Origin of the sequence: Indolivaga alginatilytica (assembly GCF_003201355.1) — a bacterium.
Lineage (GTDB): Bacteria > Bacteroidota > Bacteroidia > Bacteroidales > Dysgonomonadaceae > Dysgonomonas_A > Dysgonomonas_A alginatilytica.
This window is the reverse complement of sequence record NZ_QICL01000011.1, coordinates 65,740-89,410: the sequence shown is the minus strand read 5'-3', so window position 1 is coordinate 89,410 and position 23,671 is coordinate 65,740. Positions and strand designations below refer to the sequence as shown.

The window sequence follows — 23,671 nt, the reverse complement described above, 5'->3', positions numbered from 1 at the left end:
GTATTCATCATCCCGAGACATAAAGCGCCCATGTTAAATTATGGGCGCTACATTATGTTAATTAACAATATATAGGGATATTATGTTTCGTATAAATATCTTTTTATACTCTTTTTAGGTGTTTTTTCGAACTCTGTGGGATAAACATGTATGGAAGAAAGAGTTTCATAATTCGCAACAGACTTATTTAAAACCTGCCTGTTCTCTTCCATTACTATATCTAATGCACTGGAAGATAAGCCGGTTGAATTCATAGCTTCATAATCAGGATACACCAAAGCTACCAACTTATTGTTTCGACTTACAACCAATGATTCTGTTATATAGGGCAAATTATTTAACTTGGCCTCTATCTCTTCAGGAAAGATATTCTGACCACTAGCGCCCAATATCATTGTTTTACTTCTTCCTCTAAGGTAAATTCTATTATTTTCATCAATAGTACCTAAATCTCCAGTTTTAAGCCATCCGTCAGCTGTAAAAGCAGCATTAGTAGCCTCTTCATTTTTATAGTAACCTTTCATTACATTCTCTCCTCGAACTTGTATTTCTCCAAGAGTATTGTAAGGATCAGGAGAATCTACACGCACTTCCATTATAGACAAAACTTTTCCACACGAAGTTGGAACAAAATCATAATGGTGATCATACGAAATCAAAGGACCACATTCTGTCATGCCATACCCTACTGTAAATGGAAATTTAATTTTATAAAGAAAACTTTCGACTTCTTTATTGAAGGCTGCTCCACCAATAATAACCTCTCTAAAAGAACCCCCAAGAGCATCTATCAATCCTTTTCTGATTTTTGCATATATCTGATCTTTAACAATAGGGATCTTCAAAGCCATTTTAATACTCGACTTCTCCAGCTTAGGCAAAATAGCCTTCTTATATAGTTTTTCAATAACCAACGGGACAGTAACTATAAGATTGGGCTTTATCTCAGAGAATGCAGCCGCCAAGATTTTAGGAGATGGTGCTTTTCCTAATAACGTAATGTGAACACCTTCCGACAGTGCATATAGAAAATCAAATGCACAGCCGTATGCATGAGCTAAAGGCAGAAAAGAAACAACTCTATCCCCTCTGAATAACAAATCTAATGTTTTGGCATAAGTTACATTTCCAGCCAAATTATTAGCAAGAAGCATAACACCTTTACTAAACCCTGTAGTCCCTGATGTGTAATTAATTAATACAACCTCAGAATTATCTACATCAGCATATATTATATCTTCTTTCGAAAAGCCTTTTGGGTATTTAACCTCCATATCATTATCGAGGTTTCTGATAGCTGACTTTATATGTTTTTTACTGTTATCGTATATACAAGAAAAATCAGATAAGCTAAATATTCCTGTTAAATGAGACATCTGTCCTTCTTCCAGGCTTTCCCAAATAGAATCACTAACAAAAAGCAGCTCCGATTCAGAATGATTTACAATATGGTGGATATTATCGGGGTGGAAGTCCTGCAAAATCGGAACAACAACCGCTCCATACGTGATGGTAGCCATATAAACCATACACCATTGTTGTGTATTCTTACCAATCAGCGCAACCTTTGTACCTTTCTTTATTTCTAACTTATCAAACAAAATATGCAAACGAGCAATTTCTTTTGCCAAATCTTTATAGAATAAGGCATCCGTGTCTCCATAATCGGACAGTGCAGGTAAATCCCAGTTATATTTAAAACTATCCTCATATAATTTGATGAAATTTTCTTTAATCATAAAAACTGCTCATTTTTTCGTTGTTTGTGCAAAAATAGATACAGAAATGGTAATTGCAAACTTTTTTAACTTCAATATTGATCCATTTTGTGTATTTTTGCAAGTTATTTATAATGTATAGTTATATTTTACTGAGTATCAATACACACTTAGTCACATTTGTTTAATAAATCAATGATAGATAATACTATATTCGAAAATAAGCTTGCCGCTTATCTTACTTTAGGTTGCAAGCTGAACTTTGCCGAAACTTCGGCAATAGGTAAACAATTATCAGAAGTAGGTGTACGCAAAGCCCGTGAAGGGGAAATTGCCAACATCTGTGTAATAAATACTTGTTCTGTTACTGAATTTGCAGATAAGAAATGCAGACAAGCTGTAAGAAAGTTAATTAAAGAAAATCCCGGAGCCTATGTTATAGTAACCGGTTGCTACGCACAACTTAAACCCGATGATATAGCCTCAATAGAAGGTGTAGATATTGTACTTGGTGCTGAGCAAAAGTTAGATGTAATAGCTTATCTTGACGAACTTAAGAAAAAAGAAAAAGGAACTGTTTTTACCAGTAAAACCAATCATATAAAAACATTCGTTCCTTCATGTTCGAAGGACGACAGAACCAGGTATTTCCTTAAAGTACAGGATGGCTGCGACTATTTTTGTTCTTTCTGCACCATTCCTTTCGCAAGAGGAAGAAGCCGTAATGGAAGCGTTGCCGACCTTGTTAAACAAGCCGAAGAAGTTGCTGCAAACGGAGGTAAAGAAATTGTATTAACTGGTGTAAATATTGGTGATTTTGGTAAAACCACAGGCGAAACATTCTTCGATCTAGTAAAAGCTCTCGATAATGTGGAAGGAATTGCACGTTACCGTATCTCATCAATAGAACCAAATCTTCTGACAGATGAGATTATTGAATTTGTAGCGCGCTCCAAACGTTTTGCTCCACATTTTCATATTCCATTACAATCGGGATCCGATACTGTATTAAAGCTGATGAAAAGAAAATACGATACAGCTTTATTCAGACATAAGGTAGAAAAAATAAAAACGGTTCTCCCTCATGCCTTTATTGGCGTAGATGTTATAGTTGGTACCAGAGGTGAAACGGATGAATATTTCGAAGAATGCCGACAATTTATCCAAAGTCTAGATATTTCTCAGCTCCACGTGTTTACATATTCTGAACGCCCAAATACACAAGCTTTAAAAATAGATTATGCAGTGGATGTCAGAACTAAACATTTCAGAAGCAAAGCATTACTAGACATATCAGATAGAAAACTTAGAGACTTTTATCTTTCTCAACAAGGCTTATTAAGAAAAGCTCTGTTCGAACATTCTATTCATGATAATAAAATGTATGGCTTTACAGAAAACTATGTAAAAATAGAACGAGAGTACGACGAAAGACTTGTAAACGTAGTAGGTGAAGTACATTTAGGAGGATTAAACATAGAAGGGACAGCAGTAGTTCTTCAATAAAGAAAGAAGATGAATCATATAATATACAAAATAATATACGCCATACTGTACATGCATGCTCTACTACCATTCAGAGTACTGTATATACTATCCGATATATTATACATTCCTGTATATTATATTGTAAGATATAGGCGTAAAGTTGTAAGGACTAATCTGAAAAATTCTTTTCCAGAAAAGAGTAAAAAAGAACTACTCGAAATAGAACACCAATTCTATCATCATTTTTGTGATTACTTTGTTGAAACGATCAAATTACTTCACATAACAGACGAAGAGATAAAAAAGCATATCACTTTCAAAAACATGGAATTGGTTGATAACCTGATGAAGGATGGAAATTCGGCTATCATGTATTTAGGTCATTATGGTAATTGGGAGTGGGTACCATCAATCACTCTACATGTCAACAAAGACACCTTGCTAGGTCAAATATATCGCCCTCTCAAGAATAAAGCTTTCGATAATATATTTCTAAAAATAAGAAGCCGCTTTGGTAGTGTCAGTATTTCCAAGAACAATACGTTGAGATCTATTATTCAGTACAAGCAATCGGGTCAAAAAGTACTTATTGGGTTTATGTCCGATCAGACTCCAGCTTGGAATAATATACATTATTGGACTACGTTTATGAATCAGAATACCGCTGTATTTACAGGTGTAGAGCGAATATCTAAACAAACAGGTTTCTCAATAACCTATCTCGATATAAAAAAGGTTGCAAGAGGCAAATATAATTGTGAAGTAAAGTTAATTTCAGCAAATCCAAAAGAAGAACCTGAATTTGCGATCACTGAAAGATACATCAGAGAGATGGAAAAAACCATCTTACACAATCCCGCTTATTGGCTCTGGACACACAAACGTTGGAAATATAAGAAAGAAGATTTCGAAAAAAGATGAAAAAAGTATCTGTGGTTATACTTAATTGGAATGGAAAACATCTTCTTGAACAATTTCTTCCATCTGTCGTAAAATATACTGACAGTGATATGGCTGATGTTATTGTCGCAGATAACGCTTCGTCAGACGATTCGGTCTCCTTTATTCAAGAAAACTACCCCACTCTGTCTATTATCCGATTATCTGAAAATTTTGGATATGCTGAAGGATATAATCAAGCACTGAAACAAATAGAAACCGAATATTCTATACTTCTCAATTCGGATGTAGAAGTGACTGCCGGTTGGTTAGCTCCAATAATCAACTTTCTGGATACACATCCTGATGTTGTTGCAGTTCAACCTAAAATACTTGCCCAACAAAAGAAAGACCATTTTGAGTATGCAGGAGCATCAGGAGGCTTTATTGATAAATATGGGTATCCTTTTTGTCGCGGGCGCATATTTGACTCATTAGAGATAGATAAAAATCAATACGATCAACCTATTGACATATTTTGGGCTTCGGGAGCATGCTTAGTTATTCGCACAGAAGAGTACCTTAAAGCGGGTGGACTAGATGTATCTTTCTTTGCTCACATGGAAGAAATAGACCTTTGCTGGAGACTTAATGCTAGAGGGTTAAAAATAGTATGCATACCTCAATCGGTAGTATACCATGTAGGTGGAGCAACCTTAGCCGGTGAAAACCCAAGAAAGACTTTTCTTAATTTTAGGAATAACTTAATTATGCTCTATAAAAATCTAGATGATAAAGCTTTTAGAAAAATTTATAGAGTCCGATTCTTTTTAGATTATTTAGCTGCATTACAAATGATACTAAAAGGTAAAACTAGTAGTGCAAAAGCAACACATCAGGCACATATTGAATTCACAAAAATAAAAAAGAATTATAATAGCCTAAGATCTGAGAATCTAGACAAACAAACTTCTAAAAATATAAATACAATCTACCCTAATAGTTTACTCTGGCATTTTTATATAAGAGGGCATAAAACATTCAAACTTCTATCTTGGAATATTCAAAAATAACTGCATCTCAACTCCTTCTGTATAATATATTTACATAGCTCTCTCAATCTTTATTTTAATACTCACTTCTCAGATAGCGAAAACCTTCAAATTAAAAACATAAAACACTCACTATCAATCATATTTGCACATAAAAACGAAAATACAAATTGATATTTCTGCTTTAGAAAACGAATAACAAGTTTTGAATTAAAAATACACATCACAATATTTCTTATTCTTTTTCTAACATAATTCTCCCCTACAATTTCATCTCTCAAAAACCATCTATATCTAACAAAAGATAATAGACTACAATTATCAACTTAAATACAATATTGATATATACGACTATAACCAGACAAATATTTTAACATTTTCATTTGCAGCGAGAACAAACTAAACACCTATATATCTACACTATAACAAGACTATCGATATACATAGATGGGATAATCTGCTTATCAAGTACATCTATAGAATTAAATACACAAAAAGAATGAAAGAAAACTGCAATAAAAGAATATACCCTTTTTATCACTAAAAAATAATACACTAAAATAAGGTGATTCAAATAAGTAACCGCAATCAACATAAAATAATATGAGAGGTTATTCAAATTAAGTTCCTCTTTTACACAGATAATGTAAACTTGAATAAAGACATAACATTAAAAAAATTCTTTGATAAAAACTGGTATTAAAAACCACAACAGACTGATATACTAATATAGAACAGAGTATACCTCGCGTATTCCTTAACATCTACATCTAATAAACAAACATCATAATCACCTAATATATAGAGAATAAAAAACTCCACCAATATACATTGATAGAGTTTCCATTGATATACGATATAAAATATCTATACTATATAGTTTTTTCTATTATTGTTTGAAGTGCTATATTTTGAGGCGTATCAGACAAGTTTATCCAAGTAATATCTGTATCTCTTTTAAACCATGTCATCTGTTTACGAGAATATATACGTGAGTTTTGTTTTATCTTCTCTACTGCAAAATCTAAAGTCCATTCACCATCTAAATACTTAAATAACTCTTTATACCCCACCGTATTTAGTGAATTATTCATTCGTAAAGGATAAAATTTTTCAGCCTCTGCTAATAATCCATCCCTCATCATTTCATCCACACGCATATTTATTCTTTGATAAAGCTCTTCCCTATCCCTCATCAATCCAATCTTAATGATTTCAAAAGGACGTTGCTTAACCGTATTAGTCCGAAAAGAAGAATATGGCTTACCCGAAATCAGGCAGACCTCTAAAGCATGAATCACTCTTTTATAGTTTTTCAGATCTACCTGATCGTAAAAAACAGGATCCAATATCTTTAATTGTGAACGAACAGGCTCTAATCCCTCTTTTTCAAAACGATCATAAAGCTCTTTGCGGAGAACATCATCAATGGTAGGAACTTCGTCAATCCCTTTACACAGTGCATCTATGTACATCATTGATCCTCCCGTCACAATAAGCACATCTAAAGTTTCGTGCAACTCCGATATTATCTTTAATGCTTCGGTCTCGAATTCACTAGCACTATAATAATCTTCAACACTAAGAGTGCCGACCATATAATGAGGAACACGAGACAACTGATTCTCGGTAGGAGCGGCAGTACCTATCGAAAGACCTTTATATAATTGACGTGAGTCTGCTGATATTATTGGACAATTCCAATATTCAGCAAGACTCACGCTTAATTCAGTTTTACCAACTCCGGTTGGACCGAGTAGTACAAGAAGTTTTTTCATCAAAAATTTTCACCATCTGATGGAGGTAGAGCATCGTCTAAACCATCAAAACCTTCTGCATCTAATTCATCCAAATCATATCCTTCATCTCCGTAAAAATTCTCACCGGTATCTATAACCGTACTTTTTACTTCGAAATCATTGAAATCTACAAATTGAGCCGGTGCATCACCTATCGATTTTGTACAAATGGCTTCATCCAAGTCTTTTCCTGTAATAATCTCTCTTAGCTCAATAAAGAAAGATCGTTCAGTCATATAGTCAAAAACATACATAAGTTTTTGCTTTTCGTCTTCAAGGAAATCATTCAATACAGAATCTTCCATTATATAGGAGTCTTCTTCCGAACTTGTATCCATTTCGGTCAAAGTTATTTCACGCTCTTTTTCCCAGTTATCACTACAAATAAAGAACGAAGACATTTCACCCTCTTTGTAATCTACTGATGAAAGAATAGCATTGTGTAAATCCAGAAAAGTTGCATCGGCATCTATCTGAATTTCTCTTTTGAAATCCTCCACTTCATCTGACAACATTAAAAACCTAAATACCATGAGTCTAGCTAATTATTTTCTTTATTATTATAAATATTTCCAACTTATTATTTTCTATAGCTTTCCATTATAACTACCAATATATATTGTAGTTACGAAAGTAACAGATAGGTCTGCGACCTTTATTTATTTTTCAAAGTTATATAAAAGAATTATATCTAATTACTGTAGGGATATCTTTTTCGTGTTTTTATTGTAAATGGGCAAAACTGGAGTTGTATCTGATTGTAAGCAGAAATCGGCAACATCCAAAAGCCCATGTGCTTCCAGTCGTTTCATATGCTCTCCTCTTTTTATATATGCGAGAATATCCGGTTTAGCCTCTTTCCACATAGACAAGGCCACACCTGCAGCATCAAAGTTCGCATTATATGCGCCTTTATCAACTAATATCTCTGCCAAAGCACCACCAAACAAGCTATCCTCCAGATTAAATTTATCTTTCCACCCCGCACAAAGAACCAAAACATCTTTTTTTTGAGAAAGACAGAAATCAGCTACCGTCGAAATATTAGAAAAAGAACCGATTATCAGACAAGAACAATCTTCTGCCATATCTATGGCATGAGTACCATTGGTTGTAGAGATAACAACATCTTTTCCCTCTACTTTTTCGCGAGTATATTCTGATGGAGTATTACCGAAATCGCCAAATTCGAATTTCACAACATTTCTTTCTCCTCCTACTAAATATCCCTTCTCTTTGTATGCCTTAGCTTCTTCTACCGTTGCTACTGGCATAATACTGGCTGCGCCATTGTTGAGAGCCATACACATGGTAGTAGTAGCACGGAAGATATCTACTACAACTACAATAGTATCAGTATTTTCTACATAATAAGGATATAAAATCGGGGAAAAACAAACGTCTATTTTCATCTTTAACTATTCTTTAAGGTGTCAAAACCTTTTATTTCTTAAGTAAGCATTAATACAACAATAAGTTATCAGTATAAAATACTGTATAAATACGCATAGTGACTTATATAAGCAAAGCTACAAAAAAATAATAGGCTATAAAAGCTATAAACAGCACTTATTCCGATTTAGTAAACTTATATAAAATCACTATCTTTACACGCTCAACTAAAATTTCAAGCCTATTTATTGCTTTTACAAAAACTGACTCATACTAAAGCAACAGGCATTTACTTTATACAAAGAATAGAATGATACAAATAGATGATGCCATAGTAGCATTAGACGTTATAGAAGAAAATTTTATCTGCGATCTTTCAGTCTGCCAAGGAGAATGCTGTGTAGAAGGAGAATCAGGTGCCCCTCTCGAAAATGAAGAGGTAGAAATTATCGAAAAGCTATTACCTGCAATATGGGACGATTTATCACCCAAAGCTCAAGAAGTTATCAACGCACAAGGTGTTGCCTACAAGGATAGAGATGGCGACATGGTTACTTCCATTGTGAATGGAAAGGACTGTGTATTTACATACTATGATGACAAAGGAATATGTAAATGTGCTATCGAAAAAGCACACAAAGAGGGTAAAACCGATTTTTACAAACCTATTTCTTGTCACTTATACCCTATAAGATTAGAAAAATTCAGAGAGTTTACAGCAGTAAATTATCATAGATGGCGTATATGCAAGGCAGCAGTATTATTAGGAAATAAAGAAGGATTACGAATCTATCAGTTCCTGAAAGAACCTCTTATCCGTAAATTCGGAAATGCCTGGTATAACGAACTATGTATTGCAGCAGATGAATACAAAGAAATGAAAAAGAATGGGTTGACTAAATAAAGTCAACCTTTTTTATACTGATTACTTATTTGATAAAATTCTCGAATAGATTATTTATGTAGGGACGCTCAAAATCTTCGGTTTTAATAATATTCCCGTTCACAACCAGCAGATCAACATCTATCTTAATAATACCTCTCGATTTTTCTTCTGGCTGTCGCCCGATTTCAGTTTCTATCTTCTTCAATCTTTCAGTCACTGTTAAGTCATCATCTTCCGAGTTAATCAATGCCAGTTGATTTAAGAAATCACTCTGATAATTATCACCAAAAGGCTCGGTGTTAATCATTTCAGAAAACATTACATCAGGATAATACTTACTAAGCAGGTAACGGCAACGAGACATATTTTCTGTCCTGTTTTCGTTCGACCCCATGCTTATAATAAATGTATTCATAATCGGGTACAAATATACATTCATTTTATTAAAAAGTTATAGATTGATTATTTTGAATTATCTTTGTTTAAGGTCATATCCACTATAGAAAAAAGGTCACTGCCCTTTTTATTTAATGGGTAAATAGAATATAGGAAATTAGTTATACTTATAAGATATAGCATTAACAGTTGAAATTACTTGCATGAAAAAAACACTTACTCTTCTTTTTTTAATTCTCGTTGGATGTATTCAGCTTATAGCCGACAACAATACACCCCTTATATACAAAATCAATATCAAACAAGAGATAGGACCAGTTACGTGGCAATATCTTCAAAACGGATTGCATCTTGCTGAAAAAGAAAAAGCAGATTATATACTTATTGAAATGAATACCTATGGAGGTAATGTAGTAGAAGCCGACTCGATGCGAACGGCTATCCTCAACAGCAAAATACCTGTGTATGTATTTATTAACAACAATGCAGCATCGGCCGGAGCTTTGATTGCTATTGCTTGTGACAAAATTTTCATGCGAAACAGTGCCAATATAGGAGCAGCAACAGTAGTTGATGCTTTGGGAGAAAAAGCCCCCGATAAGTATCAATCCTATATGCGCTCACTTATCAGATCTACTGCCGAAAGTCATGGTAAAGACACTCTTATATCTCAGAGCAACGACACCATACTTAAATGGAAGCGAGATCCCAGAATAGCAGAGGCAATGGTAGACGAACGAGTGGTAATACCAATGCTAACCGATACAACCAAGGTTTTGACTTTAACAGCTAATGAAGCCCTTAGTGTGGGATATTGCGATGGAATTGCCGAAAACATTTCCGAAGTTATAGTAAAACATATGAATATTGAGGATTATGAAGTTCATACCTACAATCCTACAATTTTCGATTATATCAAAAATATTCTTACTAATGGAATAGTCCAGAGTATTCTTATTATGATTATCATAGGAGGAATATATATAGAGCTTAAAACACCGGGTGTAGGTCTTCCTATTGCAATGGCTATAACGGCAGCTTTATTGTATTTTACTCCTTTATATATGGATGGCTATGCTCAAAATTGGGAAATCATCATATTTGTTATCGGTCTTATTTTAATCGCCTTCGAGATATTCGTCATACCCGGGTTTGGCGTTGCAGGTATCAGTGGTATCGTACTTACCATTGCCGGATTATTCCTCAGTTTAGTAGGTAATGTTGATTTTGACTTTACAGGAGTATCATCCGATCAAACACTCAAATCATTAATAACAGTCATTGTGGGAGTCTTTATGTCTTTCGTTCTCATTATTACTCTCATTAGCAGGATTGGGAAAGAAGGAAGCCTATTCAGGAATATTGCATTAACAAGTGATCAGGAAGGATTTATCTCTGTACCCGAAGAACAGAAACTAATGATTGGAAAAATCGGACATGCTGCTACCGTATTAAGACCATCGGGAAAAGTAATTATAGATGGGGAATACTATGATGCGGTTGCCAACCAAGGTTTTATAGAAAGTGGCAAAAACATTAAGGTCATTAAATACGAAAGCTCTCAACTATATGTAGTAGAGATAAAGGTTTAAGACATAATTTTATTTAGATAAATATAGTAATCATAGACAGCGAAAACCAGAGCATTAGATCGTTTTATAATAAAGAATATGAAATTTATAGGAATTGTACCAGCCAGATACGGATCGTCTCGCTTTCCAGGAAAACCTTTAGCAGATATGGCTGGAAAACCCATGATACAACGAGTTTACGAACAAGTAAAGAAAGCTCTAGATGAAGTTTGGGTAGCTACTGACGATGAACGAATAATAAAAGCAGTAGAAGCTTTTGGAGGAAAAGCTGTATTAACTTCACCCGATCATAAAAGCGGTACAGACAGATGTAATGAAGCTTATACTAAAATAGGACTTGGATTTGATGTTATAATTAATATACAGGGAGATGAACCATTTATTCAGCCTCAACAGATAGAGACGCTAAAGGCTTGTTTCGAAACCAAAGAGACTGAATTGGCAACTTTAGTAAAACCATTCAAAAAAGAAGATGGCTTTGAGGTATTATTTAATCCTAACTCTCCTAAAGTTATATTGAATAAAAATAGTGAAGCTATCTACTTTAGTCGTTCTATTATTCCATATATAAGAGATGTACATCACCAAGAATGGCTCGATAAGCATACTTTTTATAAGCATATAGGTATGTATGCGTATAGGGCTGATATTCTAAAGGAGATAACTCTTTTAGAACAATCGACGCTGGAACTAGCCGAGTCATTGGAACAACTACGATGGATAGAAAATGGCTATAAAATAAAAGTAGGACTTACTGATATAGAAACTATTGGCATAGATACCCCCGAAGATATGGAGAAAGCCACCAAGCTATTAAATTTCTAGCACTAATCTGTATTAGACAATTATAGCTTTGCCTAATAACATAAAATGAACTAGTTATATTTGCAAAATATAAGAAATAGAATTCAGGTCTAAGATCTGAATTCTTCCTTTTAGTAACTAAACACTTGTTTAGTTGCTATTTTTTTCATTATTTTGCATAACTAAACAAGTGTTTAAAACAGGAACATTACTATTACTCCCAATATGATCAGCGACAAAGACCTTCATGAAGTAAAAAAACGTATACTGAAAGAAGCTAAAACTCTCTTTATAAAAAATGGGTACAATGGAACAAGTATCAGAGATATAGCCAAAGCATCGGAAACAAATGTTGCGATGGTAAATTATTATTTTCAATCAAAATACAACTTATTTGAAATAATATTTGAGGAAGCAATGGAGATACTTACTCAAAAAATATTCTTGACTTTGGGTTCTGATGCTCCCTTCTTCGAATTGATAGAAACATGGATACATACGTACTATGAGATTCTTTTTGAATATCCCCAAATACCGATGTTTATTTTAAATGAGGTAAGCCTGAATCCTGAAAGACTCACAACCCGAATAAAAAGTAAGAATCCATTTCAGGCATTTGAGCAGATAGCAAAACGCATACAAGATGAAACAGCTAAAGGTACAATAAGAGAAACACCGTCTGCCGATTTTCTTTTAAATATTATTTCTTTATCGCTATTCCCCTTTATGTTCGGAGAATTAGCCATGGCACTAATGGATGTATCGAGAGAAAAATACAGCGAACTGATAGCCAATCATAAAAAATATGTTGTAGAATTTACCATTAATGCCCTGCAACCAAATACTAAGCTTTAAAATATTGCCCGATATGTACACCAAACTTCAATATAAAATGGGAGTTGACGTTGGATCAACGACTATTAAAATAGTAATTATAGATTCTGATTCGCAGATTATCTATAAAGCCTATCGAAGACATCAGGCAAATATACAACAATCGTTTGCCGAAGAACTAGACAAGGTAACCAATCAATTTTCTGATACCGAATTTTGTATAAATATTACAGGATCGGCAGGTATGGGTATTGGCGAACGTATAGGAGTTACTTTTGTACAAGAAGTAGTGGCTGCTGTAGAAGTGGTCAATAAAGTATATCCTGAAACTCACACACTTATTGATCTGGGTGGTGAGGATGCCAAAATGGTTTTCTTCAAAGAGGGAAAACACCCTGATATACGTATGAATGGTAGTTGTGCCGGAGGTACAGGCGCTTTCATCGATCAGATGGCAAACCTGATGAATATCTCAACAGAGGAATTGGGAAATCAAGCCCTTAAATTCGAAAAAATATATCCCATCGCCTCTCGTTGCGGTGTATTTGCTAAAACAGATGTTCAAAACCTGATAAGCAGAAACATTCCCGTATCAGATATATCAGGTTCTATACTTCATGCTGTAGCACTTCAAAGTGTAACAACTCTTGCCAGAGGTTGTGATATAAAACCTAAAATATTATGTATTGGTGGTCCTCTTACTTTTATTCCTGCTTTACGAAATTCATTCAGAGAAGTACTAAAAATAGAAAATAACGATTTTATACTGCCCGAAAACGGTGAATATTTTCCGGCTTGGGGAACAGCACTCTATCAAGAAAAGGATATAACTTATCACAATCTGAAAGATTTAATAGGCAAATCTGAGGATAATACAACCGCTCAGAAAGACTATTTACCTGCTTTATTTAAAGATGAAGAAGAATATTTGAAATGGAAGAAAAACAGGAAGATAAAGCCTCTCAAATTTCAAGAACTGGGAAGTAAAAAAGAAATAGAATGTTTTCTTGGTATAGATTCAGGTTCTACTACAACTAAAATTGTAGCAATGGATCCCGATGCCAATATCATATATCGATTCTATGGAAGTAATGAAGGAAATCCCCTTAAGAAAGTTATAGAGGGTCTTTCGAAGTTTTACAAAAAAGCAGAAGACAGAGGTGTATCTTATAAGTTTCTATCCTCTGCAGCTACAGGTTATGGAGAAGATCTTATCAAATCGGCTCTAGGACTCGATTACGGAATTGTAGAAACGATGGCTCACCTATCAGGGGCACAATATGTAGATCCTAAAGTATCTTTCATTCTCGACATTGGAGGACAAGATATTAAATCGATATTCACCGAAAACGGAGTAATTTCCAATATTGAATTGAATGAGGCTTGTTCTGCCGGATGCGGTTCATTTTTGCAGAACTTTGCATCTACAATGAATATGACTTTAGGCGAATTTTCGCATGCCGCATGTATAGCACAATATCCCTCTGATCTGGGTTCTCGTTGTACTGTCTTTATGAATTCGAAGGTAAAGCAGTCTCTTCGTGAAAATGCTGGAATGGACGATATTGCAGCCGGACTTGCTTATTCAGTAGTAAAGAACTGCTTATATAAGGTTCTTAAAATATCCAATCTAAAGCAATTAGGCGATCATATTGTTGTTCAGGGAGGTACATTCCGTAATGATGCGGTATATCGTACTTTGGAGTTACTTTCCGGAAAATCGATCAGCTCGACGGATCACCCCGAATTAATGGGTGCCGTGGGTGCTGCTCTTTATTCTCAAAGATTATGGAAGAAAAAGCAGCCTACAACTTACAGTACCAGAGCAATATCTTTGCCCAATATAGAAGCTATTGATACAAGAGAACTTCAATGTAAAGGCTGTACAAATAATTGTTCGGTATTGCGTTTCAAATTCGAGAATGGTAATATCTGCTATGCTGGTAACAAATGCGAAAAGATATTTTACAATAAAAGCTCTATACAAAAGGGTGGCTACAACGGTTTTGACGAAAAAAATGATATATTATTCAACCGAGGAGTTAATGCCGACAATATACAACAAGGAAAAACAATCGGGATACCTCGTGTTTTGAATATGTTCGACAATTATCCTTTCTGGCATACACTTCTTTCGGAATGCGGATTCAATGTGAGATTATCACCCGAATCAACCTATCCACTCTATCAAAAAGGAGTGGGTAGTGTAATGTCCGATAATATATGTTTTCCTGCAAAATTGGTACATGGGCACATATTATCACTTATCGAACAAAAAGTAGACCGTATCTTCTACCCCATTATACCCAAAGAAGAAAAAGAATTTGGCGGTTCGTCTAACTCTTTCAATTGCCCAGTAGTCAGTGGTTATCCCGAAGTTATCAGAAGCTCAGTAGAACCCGATGAAAAGTATGGTATCTCCTTCGACAAACCTGTTATAACTTTCAGTAGCGATAAAGCTTTGGAGAAAGGTTGCTATGATTATTTATCATCATTAGGAGTTTCGAAGTCTGTTTTCAGCAAAGCTTTCGAAAAGGCAATGAAGGTAAAAACAGAGGTAAAAATAAAGTTAAGAGAAAGTCAAAAAGATTTACTAAATCAAGCTATTGAAAATAACGAGACAGCCTTTGTTGTTGCAGGCAGACCCTACCATGCCGACCCACTTATTCATCAAAAAGTCGGACAAATATTATCCGATCTGGGTGTTACAGTATTTACGGATGATGTTTTCCGTAAAGAAGAAAGCTCAGGATTCGGACGTTTGAATATTGTATCGCAATGGTCGTATCCAAATCGTGTAGTACAAGCTGCAATGGAGGTTGCAAAACTACCTCAGAATATACAATTGATTCAGTTGAATTCTTTTGGTTGCGGTCCTGACTCCTTTTTTATGGATGAAACACAGGATATACTAAAGGCAGCAGATAAGAATCTTACGATCTTACGTATTGACGAGATTGCCAGTCCGGGATCTATACGATTACGTCTAAGATCTTTAGTTGAATCTCTAAAAACGATTAATACACAAGAGCAGAAAGTACCTCAACCGGCATACGAAGGCTATCGCACGCCTTATACAAAAGAAGACCGAAAGAAAACGATACTTCTCCCTTGGTTTACCGATTTCTTATCACCTTTTGCTCCTGCTTTGGGTGAACTGGTCGGATATAAACTACAAAACCTCCCTAAATCGAACAAAATATCAGCAGATTTAGGTTTGATGTATGGTAATAATGAAGTATGTTACCCTTCAACTCTTATTTTAGGGGATATTATAAACACATTACAATCGGGAGAATATGATGTACAAGATGTGGTTCTAGCGATTACTCAGACTGGAGGACAATGCCGTGCAACTAATTATCTGGCTCAAATAAAGAGCGGATTACAAAATGCTGGATTCAGAGACATTCCCGTTATTGCCCTTTCATCAGGAGATTCGTATCAGAATGAAGAAAGTGAATTTAATATCGATTGGAAAAAACTAGCTAAAATAGCGGTTGATACTGTACTTTACTCGGACGCTTTACAACAAATGCACAGTGCAATTAGTGTGCGTGAAAAAACAAAAGGTGCCTCACAACAAGTATTTGATTTTTATATAGAAAGAGGGATTGATGGCGTAAGAGCCAATTCTCCTAAAACTCTACGCAGATTATTAAAAGAAGCTGTTGCCGACTTCAATAATGTACCTATTTTTGAAAAACAATATACCAGAGTTGGTCTTATTGGAGAGATATTCTTGAAATATAATAATTATGCTCAGGCAAATATAACCGAATGGCTACGATCGAAAGAAGTCGAGGTTTCATGTCCTCCGCTTTTAGATTTCCTGATACAATTTTTCGTCAACAACAAAGAAGATGTGAAGAATGGTCTTAAAGAAGAGACTATCTTCGCAAAAGCCATGCAACCTCTTATCTGGACTTGGATCAATAGTAAGATTAAGAAGTTTGAAAAGATTATGACTAATTTCAAATTCTACGAACCATCCGAGTCTATTTTTGCTAAAGCAGAAGCCGCTTCCGAAGTATTAAGTCTATCCAATCAATACGGGGAAGGGTGGCTTATAGCCGGGGAAATAGCCCATTATGCACGTAAGGGTGTTAACAAAGTGGTCTGTATTCAACCTTTCGGATGTATCGCCAATCACATTGTAGCAAAAGGGATTGAAAAGCGATTGAAAACTCTATATCCCGAAATGAATATCCTATATCTCGATATTGATGGAGGTATTGCAGAAGTCAATATTCAGAACCGTTTACATTTTATGATATCATAATTTTACTATTCAAAAAATAAAAGGAGAGTCGAAACGGCTCTCGTTTTATTTTTCTTACTCTACAACTATTTCATCTACCATTATATATGCCATAGCTCCTGCTTTTTCATGCCACGATGGTAATCCGTCAATAGCTTCAAGTGTTACTCTTATATAATTGGCTTTTACTGTATCAAATGTTTCTTTTACTTCAAATATCTGCGGTTTAATATGCTCATTAAGTATTGGCTGAGTTTTAGAACTTACTTCTCTGAAAGTTTTTCCATCATCCGACATCTCTATTTTTATTGATTTAGCAAAAAATAATCCACCACGACTATTTACAAATTGATTTAATTTCACCGAAGAAATTGGTACTTGATCCCCCAATTTTATTGTTGCTACCATATCTTCTCCTAAAAAACCAAGCCACGATCCTGTACGATAACTATTCTTATACCCTCTTTGCCCATCAACCAAAGTTACTGCACCATTAAAAGTATATTTCTTATCAGGCTGATTTTTCAATTCAATAGGTCTCGCTGTAGCTTTATTAAAAGAAAATTCCTTTGAATAAGTGTTATCTTGCTTACCATTTCTTACGACTAATGATTTCAGTTCACTAGATTTAGAAATAATAATAGGTTCTGAATATTTAAGGCTTTTCTCTGTTGGAGCAGTACCATCTAATGTATAATAAATGGGAGCATTATCGAATGTGGATAACGTTATCTTTATCTCACTCATTTCTGTATTATAGTCGTATTTTGCCTGCACCCCATAAGCCTGTTTACAATTTTCGTAGCCCAGCTTATCCAATAATAAAGATTGTCGATACATTCTCGCTACAAAATTATTATAATCTTTTTCCTGAGGATACGACCATAAGGTTTCAGACAAAGCTGCCATACGAGGCAACAACATATATTCTACATTTTTACTGGTAGGTAGATATTCAGCCCAGACATTTACTTGTCCTCCCAAAATATGCTTTTGTTGATCTTTCTCTAATTCAGCAGGTATAGGATCAAAGCTATATACTTTCTCCAAGTCCGTTAACCAACCGAAAGTATAAGGTTCGTTATCAACATCAGGTGACTGATAATAATCCAGATAAAGATGTGATTCGGGAGTCATAATTACATCATGATCCCTGTTAGCGGCATATATTCCACCGTCAGTTCCTCTCCACGACATAATAGTAGCATTAGGCGCAATTCCTCCTTCTAATATTTCATCCCAACCGATTATAGATCTTCCTTTCTTATTAATCATCTCTTCTACCCGATGGATAAAATAGCTTTGCAACTGTTCACCAACAGGAGCTGCCTTCTTCACTTTTATTCCTAATGATTTTATTCTTTCCTGACATTTCGGACAAGCCATCCACCTGTTTTTCAAACATTCATCTCCTCCAATATGAATATATTTTGCAGGAAATAATGCTACAACTTCAGTAAATACATCATCCAAAAATGTAAATACACTATCGTTTCCGGCACAAAGAACATCTTCATAGATACCCCAATCTCGTCCGACTTGGTAAGGTCCACCGGTACAACCTAATTCGGGATAAGATGCCAGAACAGCTAATGTATGTCCGGGAACATCTATTTCGGGAATTACCGTTATAAAGCGTTGACGGGCATATTCTACGACTTCTTTTATTTCTTCCTGAGTATAAAAACCACCATAAGGTTTGCCGTCATATTCTTCCGAATGTCGGTCAATGGCTGTTTCTGATCTTTGTGAACCTATTTTTGTCAGATTAGGATATTTCTTGATCTCTATTCGCCACCCTTGATCATCTGTTAAATGCCAATGAAAGACATTCATATTGAATAATGCCAGTACATCTATATATTTCTTTATAAAGTCTGCTGAATAAAAATGGCGTGAAACGTCTAATGATACTCCCCGATGCGAGAACTTCGGATAATCTTTAATCACAACAGCAGGAAAAGAAACGTTATTTATATTCTCTACAGGCAATGATTTACGCAAAGTTTGAATACCATAAAATATGCCTGCCCCGCTAGTTGCTTGTATGATTATATGATTATTGGTTATTGATAAATTGTAATAGTCTGGATTTTTATCAATTGCATCATCAATTTGAAACTTGATAATATTCTCACCCTCATCCTTAGTAGTCAATTGAAGTTCAATGCCAACACATTCCTTTACATACGCTGCTAAAAAAGTAGCTAACTGATACGATTCATTATCATTCTCCAGATAAAGAATTTTAGTTGACTTATCCAAAATAAAGGGTTCTTTGTCTGATTGAAGAACTACTTGTTGTGGTAAGGGTATTATACTATAATCGGCTTTTGCAGACTGATTTTCATTCGTACATGCAGACAATAGAGATATAGAAAAAACAGTAATTAAGAATAATCTTAAGGTTATAATCCTTTTTAGTATTGGGAAATGTGTCATGGTAAAATTGGTTGTAGCTAGAAATTTAAGACAATAAATATACAAATAAAATGTATAGTGAAAAAATTCTAAATTTTATAAACATTTTTATCCTATCTTGTGTTATCAAAAAACACGCTACTAAACTTTATTAAAACTATACAGTATGTAAATATCTCTTAATAAACATAATCCAAACAAATTAAAACTATGAAAGAAGAAGAAAAAAAGAAAACCTTAACAACTAATCAAGGTAGTCCTGTTGACAATGATCAGGCTTCGATTACAACTCAAAACCCTACCATGACTTTACTTTCGGATACTCATATGATCGAAAAACTAGCGCATTTCGACAGAGAACGTATCCCCGAAAGAGTTGTACATGCTAAAGGTTCGGGAGCTTTTGGCTACTTTGAAGTAACAAATGATGTAACAAAGTATACTTGTGCCGATTTTCTATCACAAGTAGGAAAGAAGACAGAAATGTTAGCCCGATTTTCAACCGTAGGAGGCGAAAAAGGTTCTGCTGATACAGCGCGTGATCCTCGTGGATTTGCCTTGAAATTCTATACAGAACAAGGCAATTACGACATGGTGGGTAATAATACACCTGTATTTTTTATTCGGGATGGTATTAAATTTCCCGATTTCATCCATACTCAAAAAAGAAATCCAATATCAAATCTCCCCGACCCGGATGCTTTTTGGGATTTTCTGTCACTGACTCCCGAAAGTATACATCAGGTTACCATTCTTTTCTCTGACAGAGGCACACCCGATGGTTTTCGTCACATGCACGGATTCTCGAGCCATACTTTTATGTGGTACAATGCGAATGGTGAACATGTATGGATAAAATGGCATTTCAAAACCGCACAAGGAGTAAAGAACTTTACAAATGAACAAGCAACCGAACTGGCAGGTACAGATCCTAATTATGCAACACGTGATTTGTATGAAAGTATCGAAAAAGGCGATTATCCTGCATGGAATGCTTATATTCAGATAATGACTCCCAAAGAAGCGAACAATTATAAATTCGATCCTTTTGATATTACTAAAGTATGGTATCAGGGCGATTATCCATTGATTCCCGTAGGCAGGTTTGTTTTAAACCGTAATCCTGAGAATCATTTTAATGAAATTGAACAAGCTGCTTTTTCTCCCGGAAATTTTGTTCCCGGTATAGCTGCTTCTCCCGATAAAATGTTGCAAGTACGCCTGTTCAGTTATCCTGATACTCACAGACATCGATTGGGTGCAAACTTTGACCAATTGCCTGTAAATGCACCTAAATGCCCCATGCATAATTATCAACGTGATAGCTATATGAATACCCGCAATGATGCACCTGCCCCTAATTACTATCCTAATTCGTTCGAAGGTCCTTCACCAGATGCAAAGTTTGCACCTCCGGCTTTAGATGTACAGGGATTAGCTGCCCGACACGAATATCCATTAGGTGATATTGATTTTGTACAGACCGGGGAATTATATGGTCGTGTACTGAGCGATTATGATAAAACCAACCTTATCAATAATCTTGTAGGTCATATGAAGAATGCACAACAACGTATTCAATTACGTCAGGCTGCATTATTTTACAAAGCTCATCCCGAATATGGAACTCGTATTGCACAAGGTTTGGGATTGAGTGTTGACAGAGTAAAACAATTAGCTGAAATGAGTCAGGAAGATAGAGTAAAAGCTACTGCACAATAATATTTCGTATAAATAGAAAGCGCTAAGATGTCATATCTTAGCGCTTTCTATTTATTTTAATGCAATTGTTTTGAAAAAGAAAATCGACCAATTACAATCAATATATAAGCAAAGATTAAATACCTCACCAAATCAAAATGATGCAAATAAACTAAAGCATAGGTTGTAGCAACAATTCCGATAGTAAGCAGAACTCCTGCCCCTACTCTTTCCTTTAGATTTATGTTTTCGCCCCAAACTTTAGGCTTAAATACCCAATTGATAGGAATTACAAATCCATTTACAAGTAAAATGGAATATGACATATATTCGTATTTTACATCATTCAACAGGCAGAGCATAGCAACCAAACCAATCATAGCACCATAATATAGTTTTCCCATCTTAGTGGATGCACTTGAGGGCATATCGGTAGCCATAAATAAGGTTCCTAATAAAATTCCTCCTAAAGAGAACTTAATATCTTTGAAAGCAAATATTTGCAATAGTATAAAGAATGTAACTAACAGTCCAAATGGTATATGCCACGAAATACGTCTACGAAGTAAAAGATATAATCCGCCCAACACTAATAATAGAACCGAATACTCTCCTATCGCACCTGACGGTTTAAAGAATATAGAATTCATATATTCGGTGAAGCCTCCATTTCCTAAGAAATTAAATATATTCAAATCCTGAAAATTGACATAATCTTTATTATACCAAATAGTTCGTGAAGTCATTACCAAAGGAAAAAAGACAGTCATAAATTCCCGTCCGACCAAAGCCGGATTAAACATATTCCGTCCTAATCCTCCCCATAGAATCTTACCAAAGATTACAGCCATAGCCGAACCAAAGGCAACTACATACCAAGGCGTAAAAGGTGCTAATGTAAAAGCCAGTAAAATAGCTGTTACTATTGCAGAACCATCGAGCAATGTATTCCATTTTTTCAGGAAAATACCTGCAAATATAAATTCGCCAACCATAGCACTGATAACAGCAACAAACATCACAAACAGAGGAGCCTCTCCATACGCAAAGTATGAAATAACTGCACAGGGAATGAGTGCCAGAAGAACATCCGACATTACTTCCCAAACACTATCTTTGGCTCGTACAAAAGGTGTATATATTGTTTTACTATCAGTTTGCATGGGTCAATAAAGCATTAAGTTTTATCTTTCCTTCTTTGATGCTTTCCATCAAAGGAACATCACTCGGACAGATGTATTCGCAGGCAGCACATTCTATACATGAATTTAAGCTGTACTTTTCTAATGAAGCAATCTTTCCTGTTCTATAATTTTCAGCAAAAACAAGAGGCATCAATTTCATTGGACATACATCTACACAATAACCACACGATATACAGTTGTTTCTTTTGATCTCCTTCTTTTTGAAAAACAGTACCCCCGAAGAGCCTTTGATTATGGGAGCAGAAGTTTCCACAACATTCTTCCCCATCATAGGACCACCCAGAACTAATTGTTTATCGTCTAATGTATTTGTCAGATTCTGATATTCTAGAACATGGCTTATAGGTGTACCAATTTTAACCTGATAGTTTCCCGATTTTTTAGATTGTTCTCCTGAAACTGTTATTATACGTTCTGTTAAAGGTTTACTCTCCACAAGTGCGTTGTAGACAGCATGAATTGTACCTACATTACTAACCATCAAGCCTTCATCTTTGGGAAGAACTCCACGAGCTAATTCTTTTCCTGTAACAGATTTTATAAGTTGTAATTCGCCACCCTGAGGATATTGATTGGGCAATATTGCAACCCTTATATTTTTATATTCAGACTGAGATAAAAATGGACTAAATATATCCAACAACTCTTTATTCTGCTTTTCTATTGAAAGAACTATTTCACGTGCTTGCAGTACTTTATTTATCAATAATATGCCTCGGAAAAGTTCTTCTGTCTTATCTCTCATCAAGGCATAATCAGCTGTTAGATAAGGTTCACATTCAGTACCGTTTACTATAAAAGTATCAATCTTTTTGCCTAACAGATTATATTTTACAAAAGTCGGAAACTGTGCTCCTCCCTCTCCTACTATACCTGCACCTTTTATGATAGCTAATATTTCATCAGAAGTCAGATTATCTACTTCAATTGCAGGTCTTGTAATCTCTTCGTTACGAAAATCATTTTGCAGAACTATTGTTTCTACCAAAGTTCCGTCAGCTAAAGGGTGTAACTCTATTGCCTTAATCGTACCCGAAACGGGAGCATGAATATTAGCCGACAAGTTACGCGTTTCCTCAGCGATAAGCTGATATTTAAGAACGTACTCACCAACTTCTACAATTGGCTTTGCTGCCTGCCCTATATGTTGTAATAAAGGCAAATACAAGACAGGAGCATCGGGAATATCCGATATACTCATCTGCTTGGTTTTGCTCTTCATCGAAAAAATATGCATCATAAT

At 35.1% G+C, this 23,671-nt stretch carries 17 protein-coding genes; 9 read left to right on the top strand and 8 right to left on the bottom strand.

The window, feature by feature from the left end:
* Positions 1 to 80: 80 nt before the first annotated feature.
* Positions 81 to 1,739: an AMP-binding protein gene (locus CLV62_RS10190; protein WP_110310677.1), complete on the bottom strand. Its 1,659-nt coding sequence runs from the start codon at positions 1,737 to 1,739 to the stop codon at positions 81 to 83.
* Positions 1,740 to 1,913: 174 nt separating this feature from the next.
* Here CLV62_RS10190 and mtaB point away from each other — a divergent pair, with 174 nt between their 5' ends.
* Genes mtaB through CLV62_RS10175 form a run of 3 tightly spaced genes read left to right on the top strand, consistent with a single transcriptional unit; the run spans position 1,914 to position 5,158 of the window.
* Positions 1,914 to 3,224, top strand: coding sequence for a tRNA (N(6)-L-threonylcarbamoyladenosine(37)-C(2))-methylthiotransferase MtaB (gene mtaB, locus CLV62_RS10185; RefSeq protein WP_110310676.1), 1,311 nt, complete (start codon positions 1,914 to 1,916; stop codon positions 3,222 to 3,224).
* Between the two features lie 9 nt (positions 3,225 to 3,233).
* Entirely contained in the window at positions 3,234 to 4,127 is an 894-nt protein-coding gene (locus CLV62_RS10180; RefSeq protein ID WP_110310675.1) for a lysophospholipid acyltransferase family protein, read from the top strand.
* Entirely contained in the window at positions 4,124 to 5,158 is a 1,035-nt protein-coding gene (locus tag CLV62_RS10175; protein WP_110310674.1) for a glycosyltransferase family 2 protein, read from the top strand. The genes CLV62_RS10180 and CLV62_RS10175 overlap by 4 nt, the downstream gene beginning before the upstream one ends.
* Positions 5,159 to 6,009: 851 nt before the next feature.
* Here the strand turns inward: CLV62_RS10175 and miaA are convergent.
* From miaA to CLV62_RS10160, 3 genes are all read right to left on the bottom strand, one after another.
* On the bottom strand, positions 6,010 to 6,915 hold the full coding sequence (miaA, locus tag CLV62_RS10170) for a tRNA (adenosine(37)-N6)-dimethylallyltransferase MiaA (protein WP_110310673.1): 906 nt from the start codon (positions 6,913 to 6,915) through the stop codon (positions 6,010 to 6,012).
* Positions 6,915 to 7,469, bottom strand: coding sequence for an IS1096 element passenger TnpR family protein (locus CLV62_RS10165; RefSeq protein ID WP_110310672.1), 555 nt, complete (start codon positions 7,467 to 7,469; stop codon positions 6,915 to 6,917). The genes miaA and CLV62_RS10165 overlap by 1 nt, the downstream gene beginning before the upstream one ends.
* A 162-nt stretch (positions 7,470 to 7,631) precedes the next feature.
* The gene (locus CLV62_RS10160) at positions 7,632 to 8,348 is read right to left on the bottom strand and encodes a 2-phosphosulfolactate phosphatase (RefSeq protein ID WP_110310671.1); all 717 of its coding nucleotides are present in this window, start codon (positions 8,346 to 8,348) and stop codon (positions 7,632 to 7,634) included.
* Between the two features lie 290 nt (positions 8,349 to 8,638).
* On the opposite strand from CLV62_RS10160, the gene CLV62_RS10155 reads away from it, so the two are divergent.
* Positions 8,639 to 9,232, top strand: coding sequence for a DUF3109 family protein (locus tag CLV62_RS10155; protein WP_110310670.1), 594 nt, complete (start codon positions 8,639 to 8,641; stop codon positions 9,230 to 9,232).
* A 25-nt stretch (positions 9,233 to 9,257) separates the two neighbouring features.
* Here the strand turns inward: CLV62_RS10155 and CLV62_RS10150 are convergent, their stop codons facing one another.
* Positions 9,258 to 9,653: a 2-amino-4-hydroxy-6-hydroxymethyldihydropteridine diphosphokinase gene (locus tag CLV62_RS10150; RefSeq protein WP_110310669.1), complete on the bottom strand. Its 396-nt coding sequence runs from the start codon at positions 9,651 to 9,653 to the stop codon at positions 9,258 to 9,260.
* A 160-nt stretch (positions 9,654 to 9,813) separates the two neighbouring features.
* Between CLV62_RS10150 and CLV62_RS10145 the strand changes: the two genes are divergently transcribed.
* From CLV62_RS10145 to CLV62_RS10130, 4 genes are all read left to right on the top strand, one after another.
* Complete coding sequence (locus CLV62_RS10145) at positions 9,814 to 11,202, top strand: NfeD family protein (protein WP_110310668.1); 1,389 nt, start codon at positions 9,814 to 9,816, stop codon at positions 11,200 to 11,202.
* 78 nt (positions 11,203 to 11,280) lie between these two features.
* The gene (gene kdsB, locus CLV62_RS10140) at positions 11,281 to 12,027 is read left to right on the top strand and encodes a 3-deoxy-manno-octulosonate cytidylyltransferase (RefSeq protein WP_110310667.1); all 747 of its coding nucleotides are present in this window, start codon (positions 11,281 to 11,283) and stop codon (positions 12,025 to 12,027) included.
* A 204-nt stretch (positions 12,028 to 12,231) separates the two neighbouring features.
* Positions 12,232 to 12,861: a TetR/AcrR family transcriptional regulator gene (locus CLV62_RS10135; protein ID WP_110310666.1), complete on the top strand. Its 630-nt coding sequence runs from the start codon at positions 12,232 to 12,234 to the stop codon at positions 12,859 to 12,861.
* A gap of 13 nt (positions 12,862 to 12,874) precedes the next feature.
* Positions 12,875 to 17,122: an acyl-CoA dehydratase activase-related protein gene (locus CLV62_RS10130; protein WP_110310665.1), complete on the top strand. Its 4,248-nt coding sequence runs from the start codon at positions 12,875 to 12,877 to the stop codon at positions 17,120 to 17,122.
* Between the two features lie 54 nt (positions 17,123 to 17,176).
* Here CLV62_RS10130 and CLV62_RS10125 read toward each other — a convergent pair whose 3' ends face one another.
* On the bottom strand, positions 17,177 to 19,543 hold the full coding sequence (locus CLV62_RS10125; protein ID WP_245904072.1) for a glycoside hydrolase family 20 protein: 2,367 nt from the start codon (positions 19,541 to 19,543) through the stop codon (positions 17,177 to 17,179).
* A 189-nt stretch (positions 19,544 to 19,732) separates the two neighbouring features.
* Here CLV62_RS10125 and CLV62_RS10120 point away from each other — a divergent pair, with 189 nt between their 5' ends.
* Positions 19,733 to 21,244 carry a catalase gene (locus tag CLV62_RS10120; RefSeq protein ID WP_110310664.1) on the top strand — a complete coding sequence of 504 codons (1,512 nt, stop codon included), beginning with the start codon at positions 19,733 to 19,735 and terminating at the stop codon, positions 21,242 to 21,244.
* Between the two features lie 56 nt (positions 21,245 to 21,300).
* On the opposite strand, the gene CLV62_RS10115 is transcribed toward CLV62_RS10120, so the two are convergent.
* Both CLV62_RS10115 and rsxC read right to left on the bottom strand, forming a co-directional pair.
* Positions 21,301 to 22,386 (bottom strand): RnfABCDGE type electron transport complex subunit D, encoded by a 1,086-nt coding sequence (locus tag CLV62_RS10115; RefSeq protein WP_110310663.1) that lies wholly within the window; start codon positions 22,384 to 22,386, stop codon positions 21,301 to 21,303.
* Positions 22,376 to 23,668, bottom strand: a complete 1,293-nt coding sequence (gene rsxC, locus CLV62_RS10110; RefSeq protein WP_110310662.1) for an electron transport complex subunit RsxC — start codon at positions 23,666 to 23,668, stop codon at positions 22,376 to 22,378. The genes CLV62_RS10115 and rsxC overlap by 11 nt, the downstream gene beginning before the upstream one ends.
* Positions 23,669 to 23,671 lie beyond the last annotated feature (3 nt).